This window comes from Prevotella sp. ICM33, from assembly GCF_000517825.1.
Classification (GTDB): Bacteria; Bacteroidota; Bacteroidia; order Bacteroidales; family Bacteroidaceae; genus Prevotella; species Prevotella melaninogenica.
In genome coordinates this window covers 1-11054 of the sequence record NZ_JACD01000005.1, presented here as the reverse complement: position 1 = coordinate 11054, position 11054 = coordinate 1, and the positions used below count along the sequence as shown (strand labels likewise).

Below are 11054 nucleotides of genomic sequence, written 5' to 3'. Positions count from 1 at the left end.
AAAAGCAATGGAAGTCACGGAGGCACCGTCGGTGCATAGAGCGACGGAGCTTGTTAGCACACTTTTTAGTAACTTTATGCCTAAAGCGTTTATACCAAAATAGTTATCAAGAATCTGTACGCTACACCTCCGTAGCTCTTTGTGCCGTCGGCACCTCCGTAACATTGCATAACCTCCGTCCCTCCGTGACTCCGTGTGCCTATTATATAAAACTTTGAGTTTATCACTCCATATTTCGGAAGAACCCTTTTTAAGCCTATGGTAAGATGCTCTTTAGACTTTCATAAAACAAGAAGGCAAGCCTATAAAACAAAGAATGTAAGCCTATAAAACAAAAAAGGCAAGCCAAAGGCTTGCCTTAATATATTATGTAATATCTTTACATATTATTTGTTTACTGCGTCTGCCAACTCAGCACCAGCCTTGAACTTAGCAACCTTCTTAGCAGCAATCTTAATCTTCTTCTTTGTTCTTGGGTTAATACCCTCGTGAGCAGGACGCTCAGTTGTAGAGAAAGTACCAAAGCCAACGAGCTGTACCTTATCACCAGCAGCAAGTGCTTCCTTAATAGCCTCTGTAGTAGCATCCAAAGCTTTCTTAGCAGCAGCCTTACTTACCTCAGCGTTAGCTGCAATCTTCTCGATCAATTCTGTTTTGTTCATAATTTTGATTTATTTATTGATTAATTTTATGAGTGATATACAAGATTATGTTGCAAATATAGCTGTTTCCTTTTATAAAACAAATAAAATCATGGGAAAAGTGTAGAATTTTATAAAAAAAAGTCGTTATCTCGCTTATTTTCTGCTTAATACCGAGAGATTTTCGTAATTTTGCATCGTTTAAATGATATATTGTAAAGAATAAGACATTACGTAAAATGCGAAATATACCTATTGTAACAAAGAATCTTCTTATTATCAATATTCTGGTTTTTATAGCCACGTATGTTGTAAGAGGATTGAATATTGATTTGAATGATATTCTTGGCTTACATTTCTTTTTAGCTTCTGACTTCCGTATCTGGCAGTTCTTCACTTATATGTTCATGCATGGTGGGTTCACACATATCCTAATGAACATGTTTATGCTGTGGATGTTTGGTATGGTTGTTGAGAATGTATGGGGTCCAAGAAAGTTCCTTTTTTATTACATTGTCTGTGGTGTTGGAGCTGGACTTTGTCAAGAGTTGGCACAATATGGTACGTATCTCGTAGAGGGATTGGCTCATTTTGATTCCTTGAGAATCGGTACTACAGTTCTTCCTATGGATGTTTATCTGAATATGATGAACACTGTTGGTGCCTCTGGAGCAATCTATGGTGTGCTACTTGCTTTCGGAATGCTATTCCCAGAAGAGCGTATGTTCATCATTCCTATCCCTATTCCTATTAAAGCTAAGTGGATTGTTATGGGTTCAATCGTGGTAGAATTGTTCTCTGCGATAGGCACAAGCAATGATGGAGTAGCGCATTTGGCACACTTAGGTGGTATGCTTTTTGGTTTTATTCTTATCCGTTATTGGAAGAAGCATCCATATTCAGGCTATGGAGACTTCGGCATGAATCGGGGACATCAGTTCTTTGATCGTATGAAGAATACGTGGGAACAACGTGGAGGGCGTGATACTCGTAATGCAACGAATGGCAACAGTGAGTCTTGGTCGAACACTTCTCAGAGTAATAATGCTAATAATAGAAGTGATTGGGATTACAATGCCCAGAAGAAGCAACAGCAAGAAGAAGTTGATCGCATCCTTGATAAGATTCGTAAGAGTGGTTACGATAGTCTGACAAAAGACGAGAAACAAAAGCTCTTTGATAGTAGTAAAAGTTAAGTCGCTGGTCGATTGACAAAGAAATGAGTTGTTGGTTATAACAAAAATGTTCTTAATCAGCAACTTGTTAAAATATGAGTGGATAGGAACTTGTTAAAACTTTAAGTCTATCTGCTTGTTATATAACCACTTGGTAACTATTTATTTTATTCGTAAAGCTTAAAAAATACAGGGGTAGGGACCACCTGAATGTTTCGAATTAAGATGTTTAGCAAATTTAAGAAACTTACATATAGAATGTTGTTGGCAGGCAATATCATAGTTATTCTGTTGATGTTGTTTGTCGGAAATATAGGTAGGTTTAATCCTGTTGATTATCCCTTGTTGGCTAATTTAGGACTGGGCTTTCCGATACTCCTTGTGTTTAATTTTGTATTCCTTGTTGTTTGGTGTTTTCTCCGATTACGTACTATTTGGTTGCCATTGTTAGGTTTCCTACTTTGTTATGGTCCTATCCGTACGTATTCACCATTCAATATTCCTGAAGATAAGCCACATGGCGCTATAAAAGTACTGTCGTATAACGTCTTTATGTTCTCTTCATGGAGCGAGCCAGATGCTAAGAAGAATCCGATTGTTGATTATATCGTTAAGAGTAAGGCTGATATTGTCTGTTTGCAAGAGGCACAAGCGACATTAGATGACAAAGATCATATCTACTCAACACTGAAGAAACACTACCCATATTTCAAGTTGATGATTAAAAAAGCACCTGGTGCTGATTACATGGTACTGCTGAGTAAGTATCCTGTTCTTTGGCAAGATACTATCCCGTACGGCTCAAGTAGTAATCAGAGTGTGGCTTATATGCTTGATATTAAAGGGACTAATACGCTCGTTGTGAATAATCATTTCGAGAGTAATGGATTGAGTTCTGGCGACAAAGAAGGGTTTAAGACACTCGTAAAAGGTGGACTGAAGACTGGCGAAGCGAAAAGACAATCAGTCCACTTAATCACTAAGTTAGGCGACGTTTCGGCACGTAGAGCACCGCAAGCGGAGACAGTTGCACGTTATGTTAAGAAATATCTTGATAAGAAAGTGCCTGTTATTCTTTGCGGAGACTTCAATGATAGTCCGTTAAGTTACACACATCGAACCATCGCAAAAGAACTGAATGACTGCTTTGTTGAGAGTGGAAACGGACCCGGAATAAGCTATCATAAAAGTGGAATGTACTTCCGTATTGACCATATCTTTTGTTCCGACGATTTCGAGTCGTATGGGGCAAAGGTCGACAATAGTGTGACTACTTCCGACCATTATCCCATCTATTGTTGGCTTAAATACCGCCCAAAACCTTAAAAAACACACATTTATAAGGTATAAATTTCCCAAAGTGTGAAAATTTGCTTATCTTTGCACGTCTATCAAGTGTAGCGAAACAATAATTAAAAACAATCAAATAAAATGCAAAACAAAGGATTAGTAATTTGCGTAGCCATTCTCTTGACGCTCGCAAGTATCTTCTACCTGTCATTTTCAGTAGCGACAAGCTACTATGATGGTCAGGCAGCAAAGATTAAGGACCCTATTGCGCAACAGGATTATAAGGATTCTGTAAAGTATTTGGGGCTCTACTCTTACCAGAAATGCCTTGAAACACAGATCGGTCTTGGTCTTGACTTGAAGGGCGGTATGAACGTTGTACTCGAGATTTCGGTACCTGATGTTGTTGATTTCTTGGCAGATCACAAGCAGGATGCTGCTTATCAGAAGGCTTTGGAAACAGCAAAGCAGGAAGAGATGCACAGTTCAAAGGACTTTATCTCTCTCTTTGTAGATGCTTTCCACAAGGATGCTCCGGGGCATAAGCTTGCTGAGATCTTCGCTACACAGCAGCTCAAAGGCAAGGTTAGCACACAGAGTACTGACGAAGAGGTTGAGAAAGCACTCCGTGAAGAGGTTGCTTCAGCCATCGATAACTCATACAATGTCGTAACAAACCGTATCGACCAGTATGGTGTTGTACAGCCTAATATCCAGAAGTTGGAAGGTCAGGAAGGTCGACTCATGGTTGAAATGCCTGGTATTCGTGAGCCAGAGCGTATGCGTAAGCTCCTCCAGGGTTCTGCTAACCTTGAGTTCTGGGAGACTTATAACAACCAAGAAATAACTCCTTATCTCAATCAGCTCGACCAGCGTTTGGCTAATGGTGAGACAAAGGTTGACACTGCTGCTACTGATTCTACTAAGAAAGTACAGGCAAAGGCTGCTGCAACGCCAAAGTTCGCACTCAACAAGAACAATGCTGTAAAGGGTGAAGATGCTCAGATGGCAGCATTGAAGAAGATGCACCCATTGCTCTCTATGTTGCAGACTATCCCCGGTGACGCACTTAGCCTCGTAGGTTATGCAAACGTTCGTGATACAGCTGCTATCAATAAGATGATTTATGGTTCACTTGCTAAGCAGATTTTGCCAAGCGACTTGAAGCTTCTTTGGAGCGCTAAGCCAGAAGACGGACTTAATAAGAAGAATGTATATGGTCTTTATGCTTTGAAGATTACTACTTCAGACGGTCGTGCTCCATTGGAGGGTGACGTTGTTACAACTGCTAAAGACGATTTTGATGAGCATGGTCGTCCAAGGGTTAGCATGACAATGAACTCTGAAGGTGCTCGTGAGTGGGCTGCTTTGACAAAGGCAAATGTAGGTAAGGCAATCGCAATCGTACTCGATGGCGTTGTTTATTCTGCTCCACGCGTAGATGGTGCGATATCTGGTGGTCAGTCATCTATCTCTGGTAACTTCACAATTGAGGATACTAAGGACTTGGCTAACACCTTGAAGTCTGGTCGTATGCCTGCTCCTGCAAAGATTGTACAGGAGGAAGTCGTAGGTCCTACACTTGGTGCACAGTCTATTGAGCAGGGTCTTGTCTCTTTTGCTATTGCTTTCGTCCTCTTGATGCTTTACATGATTGTCATGTACAACTTCATTCCTGGTATGATGGCTAACCTTGCTTTGATAGCCAACCTCTTCTTCACGTTGGGTGTCTTAGCGTCCTTCCAGTCGGCATTGACTATGCCAGGTATTGCCGGTATCGTGTTGACATTGGGTACAGCTGTGGATGCTAACGTGCTTATCTACGAGCGTATTAAGGAGGAGTTGAAACTTGGTAAGGGTATGAAGCAGGCGTTGAAGGAAGGTTATGGAAATGCCTTCTCAGCTATCTTCGACTCTAACTTGACATCACTCATCACCGGTGTCATCCTTCTTGTAACAGGTACGGGTCCTATCCGTGGTTTTGCTACAACTTGGATTATTGGTATCGTTATCTCATTCTTCACTGCAGTATTCCTCACACGTCTTGTATTTGAGAATCGTGTAAGCAAGGATAAGTGGTTGAATCAGACTTTCACAACAGGATTCTCTAAGAACTTCATGCAGGGTAAGAACTATCACTTCCTTAGCATGTATAAGACAACCTTCACTGTTTGGGGTGTTGCTGTCTTGGTATGTATCGTCAGCTTCGCTGTTCGTGGCTTGAGTCGCAGTATTGACTTCACTGGTGGTCGCAACTATGTCGTTACATTGAACAAGCCTACCCATGTAGAGGACGTTCGTAAGGTGATGCAAGGAGCCTTCGTAAATACTGTTGGTGAGAATGCAGGTAAGCCTGCTACAACAACTGTTATTGCATTGGGTACAGATGGTAAGACTGTTCGTGTATCAACCAACTACAATATTGATTCTAACAATCCTGCTGAGGATGACAAGGCTGAGACAATCCTTTACAATGCATTGAAGAAGGGTGGCTTTGTTAGTCAGGCAAGTGTACAGAACTTCAAGAACCCAGATATTCGTGAGGGTGGCTCTATTATTCAGAGTGCAAAGGTTGGTCCTTCAATCGCTAAGAGCATTACTTATAATGCTATCATGAGCGTATTGTTGGCTATCTTCTTCATCTTCTTGTATATCCTCTTGCGTTTCCGTAACATTGGTTTCTCTGTTGGTTCAATCGTTGGACTTGTTCTTGACACGACAATCGTTATCGGTTGCTTCTCGTTGTGCTATGGTTGGATAGGCTTCTCACTTGAGATTGACCAGACCTTCATCGGTGCTATCTTGACCGTAATCGGTTATGATATCAACGATACCGTGGTTGTTTACGACCGTATCCGTGAGAACTTGGGTAAGCATAAGCATAATCTTGCAAAGGCTGATATCCAAAAGATCTTCAATGATTCTATCAACCAGACCCTCTCACGTACTATCAATACATCTGTATCAACATTGATCGTACTCGTGTCTATCTTCATCCTCGGTGGTGAGAGCATCCGTAGCTTCTCATTTGCGATGATTATTGGTATTATTATCGGTACTTTGAGTTCAATCTTCATCGCATCTCCTGTTGCTTACCTCGTATTGGGTAAGAAGATTGAGAAGCGTTCACACGAACTTGCAGAGGCACCTGTTGAGGCTTAATCAATAGATAGTCAGAACTAAGGTTTTACACCTTATTATATATAACAGCCCGTTATCAGCAATGGTAGCGGGCTGTTTTTGTATTTTTAATGGTACTGAATTGCGGGGCAGTTGGATGTAAATGATGGCTAACAAGATTGTTTCTTTACTTGTTATGGTTGTTAGTTTACAAATTATTTACATGAAAATAAATATTTTTTTTCGTGAAGATAAATATTTCTTTTCATGAAAATAATTTCTTTTCTTCATGAGAATAATTCGTAGGGGATAGGGTATTATAGTCGTAAAAACCATGAGAGGTAGTATTAAGTGGCTTTGCTATTTGTGCTCTTAACGGTTATTATCGCCTTTCACAGTTAATAACCTTCTATAGAAATAACCCTCCTTCCCATTGCTGTTTATTATCCGCACAGTGCGTGTTAGCCATCCGCACGATATGTGCGGGGCGTCCGCACTACTCGTGCGCAGCATCAACACGACGATAGAAAAGGGAAAGCAAGACTTATTATGTTGATTTATTGGTTTTTATTTTGCTGTTCATGTGGTTTGCACTACCTTTGTAGTCCAATTAAGAAAGATATAATGAGTAAGAAACATATACTCCTCGTTAATGACATAGCAGGATACGGAAAGGTTGCAACGGCAGCCATGCTCCCTATCTTGTCCTACTTGGGACATCCCGTTTATAACCTCCCTACAGCGTTGGTATCCAATACGCTCGACTATGGTAAGTTCAATATCCTTGAAACAACTGACTATATCAAAGGCGTATTCCCAGTATGGAAGGAACTTGGCTTTAGCTTTGATGCGATTGCGACGGGCTTTATCGCTTCAGAGCGACAGGCAAAACTGATAGCAGACTATTGTCGTGAGCAGGCTGAACGTGGTACGGCTATCTTTGTAGATCCGATTATGGGTGATGAAGGAAAGCTCTATAATGGTGTGACAGCTGCAACAATCAACTCTATGCGAGAGATGATTAGCGTAGCCGACCTTACTTTCCCTAATTACACAGAAGCGTGTTATCTTACATCAAGTAAGTATGATGAGAAGGGAGTTTGTTTCGAAGAAGCTAAAAGATTGCTGGATGGTTTGCGACTGATAGGTACAAAGTCGGCAATGATTACTTCTATTCTCGTTGATGGTACACCGTCTGTTGTAGGTTATAACCATGCAACAGATAAGTATTTTACACTACCTTATACCGAGATACCAGTACATTTCCCAGGTACGGGTGATATCTTCTCGGCAATCCTCATTGGTCATCTGTTAGACGGTGAAGAGTTGATTCCAAGTACACAGAAGGCTATTGATGGCGTTTATAAACTGATAGATCTCAATAAAGACAACAAAGACAAAAACAGGGGAATCCCTTTGGAGAAGTATCTTGGTGTCTTGTAACAATAAATTATGGACTGGATTAACGGACTATTTGCCATTCCTTCTGCCCTACAGGCAGTCGTGGTCCTCTCGCTGGTTTGTACAGTGGGATTGGGCTTAGGTAAGATTAGAGTAGCAGGCATATCACTTGGTATTGCCTTTGTATTCTTTTTTGGTATCGCTGCGGGTAGTTTTGGCTTGCAGGTAGATGAGCAGATGCTTAACTACTGTGAGACTTTCGGATTGGTTATCTTCGTCTATACACTCGGACTGAGTGTAGGACCAACCTTCTTTGGCTCCTTCCGACATGAAGGAACCTTGTTTAATCTGTGGAGTTTAGGCGTTATCTTCTTGGGAACCATTATGTCTGTCGTGCTCTCATATGCAATGAATGTACCGATGTCAAGCATGGTTGGTATCCTTTGTGGTGCTACAACGAATACGCCAGCACTTGGTGCTGCACAGCAAGCATTGCAACATGCGGGGCATAGTGGTGGTCCGGCAGCATTGGCAACAGCCGTTACTTATCCATTAGGTGTTGTCGGTGTTATCTTTGCCATGATATTTCTTCGTAAGTTCTTTGTGAAGCCTTCCGACTTAGTAGTACATTCGGGAGCAGACGACGACCATACTTATATCGGACAGTTTGTTGTTCTTAATCCAGCCGTTAATGGTAAAACAATCGCTGAGATAGCGCAAGGAACACATCGAAAGTTTATTATCTCACGTATTTGGCGTGGTGATGAAGTCATCGTTCCGATGAGTACAACGGTCCTACAAGCTAAAGATAATCTGCTTGTAGCGTCCAAACGCGAAGAAGTTCCAGCCATGGAAATACTCTTCGGAAAGCAGGTTAATTGCGACTTGAATAAAGAACAGGTGGATTGGAACCATCTTGACACAAAGGTGGAGAGCCGTGTTATCATCTTGTCAAACGGTGTGTTAAATGGTAAAAAGCTTGGTCAGCTTCATTTGAGAGATGCTTATAATGTCAATGTGAGCCGTGTTATCCGTGCTGATATCAAGCTATTGGCAACGCAAGACCTTGTCCTTCGTTATGGTGACCGCCTTACCTTGGTGGGTCAACCAGAGGATATTGATCATGCAGAGACCTTCTTGGGCAACTCTGTTAAGACGCTTAACGAACCTAATCTTGCTGTTATCTTCCTCGGAATGCTTCTTGGTTTGGCTTTAGGAACAATCCCTCTCGACATCCCTGGTATGGAGTCTCCAATCCGATTGGGTATTGCTGGTGGTCCAATCATTATGGGTATATTGGCTGGAGCCTTTGGTCCTCGTTTACATTTCATTGCTTATACGACGCGTAGTGCCTCACTCATGCTTCGTAAGTTGGGCTTATCACTCTATTTGGCGTGCTTAGGCTTGGATGCTGGTAAAGACTTCCTTGACACCGTTGTGCGCCCAGAAGGTTTGCTATGGATAGGTTTAGGCTTTGCACTTACGGTTGTTCCTGTTATCATTGTTGGGTTAATAGCCCTGCGATTGAAGAAGTTTGACTTCGGAACTATCTGTGGTATCCTTTGCGGTTCGATGGCTAATCCAATGGCATTGGGCTATGCCAACGATACTGTTAAGGGTGAAACGAGCAACATTAGTTATGCTTCGGTTTATCCTTTGGGCATGTTTGCCAGGGTTATCATTGCACAGATATTAGTCATGTTCTTCGTCTGATAGGTCCTTAGTGTTGCAATGATTATCAGCTTATCTCAGTTATCAGTAGGCTATACGCTGTCCCATCCTGTTATCTCTGACATCAACTTAGAGTTACGGAGTGGGCAGTTAACATGCTTGATAGGAGAGAATGGAATTGGTAAATCAACCCTTTTAAAGACCCTCACAGGCTTTCTTCCGAAGTTGAAAGGTAGCCTTTTGTTGGATAATCGTGATATCGAGTCTTTCTCTCAGCGAGAACTTGCACGGCAGGTGAGCATTGTTTTGACACAAAAACCAGATGTGCAGAACCTCACGATAGAGGAGATAATAGGCTTGGGAAGGTCGCCTTATACTGGTTTCTTTGGTCGATTGCGTGCAGAAGACCGTAAGGTTGTTGATGATGCAATCGCTACGATGGGGATTGAAAAGCTTAGAGGGAGAATGATTCAGACCCTTTCTGATGGCGAAAGGCAGAAGGTGATGATTGCGAAAGCACTGGCTCAAGAGACCTCTATCATCTTACTTGATGAGCCAACAGCCTTCCTCGACTTCCCTTCTAAGGCTGAAACCTTTCAGTCTTTACAGCGAATGGCACATGAAAGGGATAAACTCATCCTCTTATCAACGCATGACTTAGAACTCGCAGTACGCTTTGCCGATAGCTTGTTGGAGGTAAAAAGGGGGCGCTTACAAGCAGTGTCTGCAACGGAAGTGAAGGCTTCTATTAGTGCAATCATTGATAGATAGCCTTTGTTTTAGTCAATCTTTTAATAGCGCTTGCAACCCAATACGTAATAAATAGAACATTAAAATAAAAAGAAAGAACTTATGAAAAAGAATCTATGGATAGCTCCTATCGTCCTTGTACTTGCTTTGATCTTGAATAGTTGTGGTACACAACAGAAGGCAACAGCACCAGTAACGACACCTGTTGCTCAAGAACCTGTTGTCGCAGTTGAGCCTTTGAAGGAGGTTATCAGTATTGCAGACGCTTTGGATATGTACCAGAATCCAGATAAGGTTGATGCTATTACGAAGAAGTATGGTTATAAATTGAAGACTAATTATGAGGTTTATCGACTCGATAAGTTCTCTAAGATGTACTATAAGAATTGTGTGCTTGCAAAGCTTCTAACCGCTGATAAGTATGAGGATTATCCAAAGCCAATGCGCAAAGGTGTGTCAAGTTACGTAGCATTTAAGGACGGAGCAATCATCATTGCAGTGTTCAATCAGCCTGCATATGACAACCTTGTGGCGCAGGTAAAGGCTGCAGGCTTCACCTTGGATATGCCTGGTAGCGAGGATATCTATACTAACGGCAGCCGCACTATCGCTTGTTATAAGGATGGAAAGAGCGTGAGAATCCAGTAAAACAGCCGTTGCTTTTATCGCTCTTTGCGCTTATTAGCATAAGTCATAACCCTCTCTTCGCTTCTCTTTTACCATAAATTGTGGTCTAAGAGAAGGATGAGAGGACTTTTCTTTGCTTCTTCCGTTAAATATGTAGACGCTTTTTCGTATTGCTTTAACCCAAAGTCTGATATTGAAAAACATTTATTTTGAGTCTTCGAAAATCTGCTGACAAGGTTTTGAAAAATCATTACATAATTTCAAATAAAACATCTATAAATAAGGATAAAAACACAAATAAAAGGTAAGTTTGCAATTAGCAGTAAATCAATTAGTTATAAAGTAGTAAAGTAAAAGGTGCTTAATTGGACTTCAAAAG

Annotated in this window: 8 protein-coding genes; 7 read left to right on the top strand and 1 reads right to left on the bottom strand. The window is 41.4% G+C overall.

The window, feature by feature from the left end:
• Nucleotides 1-386: 386 nt before the first annotated feature.
• Nucleotides 387-662 (bottom strand): HU family DNA-binding protein, encoded by a 276-nt coding sequence (locus HMPREF1505_RS00950; protein ID WP_036921216.1) that lies wholly within the window; start codon nt 660-662, stop codon nt 387-389.
• Between the two features lie 218 nt (nt 663-880).
• On the opposite strand from HMPREF1505_RS00950, the gene HMPREF1505_RS00945 reads away from it, so the two are divergent.
• The 7 genes from HMPREF1505_RS00945 to HMPREF1505_RS00915 all read left to right on the top strand — a co-directional run bounded on the left by HMPREF1505_RS00945 (nt 881) and on the right by HMPREF1505_RS00915 (nt 10696).
• Nucleotides 881-1837, top strand: a complete 957-nt coding sequence (locus HMPREF1505_RS00945) for a rhomboid family intramembrane serine protease (RefSeq protein ID WP_036921212.1) — start codon at nt 881-883, stop codon at nt 1835-1837.
• A 204-nt stretch (nt 1838-2041) separates the two neighbouring features.
• Complete coding sequence (locus HMPREF1505_RS00940; RefSeq protein WP_036921219.1) at nt 2042-3142, top strand: endonuclease/exonuclease/phosphatase family protein; 1101 nt, start codon at nt 2042-2044, stop codon at nt 3140-3142.
• Between the two features lie 105 nt (nt 3143-3247).
• Nucleotides 3248-6268 carry a protein translocase subunit SecDF gene (secDF, locus tag HMPREF1505_RS00935; protein ID WP_036921208.1) on the top strand — a complete coding sequence of 1007 codons (3021 nt, stop codon included), beginning with the start codon at nt 3248-3250 and terminating at the stop codon, nt 6266-6268.
• 582 nt (nt 6269-6850) lie between these two features.
• A complete protein-coding gene (locus tag HMPREF1505_RS00930; RefSeq protein WP_036921205.1) occupies nt 6851-7669 on the top strand; it encodes a pyridoxamine kinase in 819 nt (272 codons plus the stop codon).
• 9 nt (nt 7670-7678) lie between these two features.
• Nucleotides 7679-9340 carry a putative transporter gene (locus HMPREF1505_RS00925; protein WP_036921202.1) on the top strand — a complete coding sequence of 554 codons (1662 nt, stop codon included), beginning with the start codon at nt 7679-7681 and terminating at the stop codon, nt 9338-9340.
• 18 nt (nt 9341-9358) lie between these two features.
• Nucleotides 9359-10069: an ABC transporter ATP-binding protein gene (locus tag HMPREF1505_RS00920; RefSeq protein ID WP_036921200.1), complete on the top strand. Its 711-nt coding sequence runs from the start codon at nt 9359-9361 to the stop codon at nt 10067-10069.
• 81 nt (nt 10070-10150) lie between these two features.
• Entirely contained in the window at nt 10151-10696 is a 546-nt protein-coding gene (locus tag HMPREF1505_RS00915) for a hypothetical protein (protein WP_036921198.1), read from the top strand.
• Nucleotides 10697-11054: the final 358 nt, after the last annotated feature.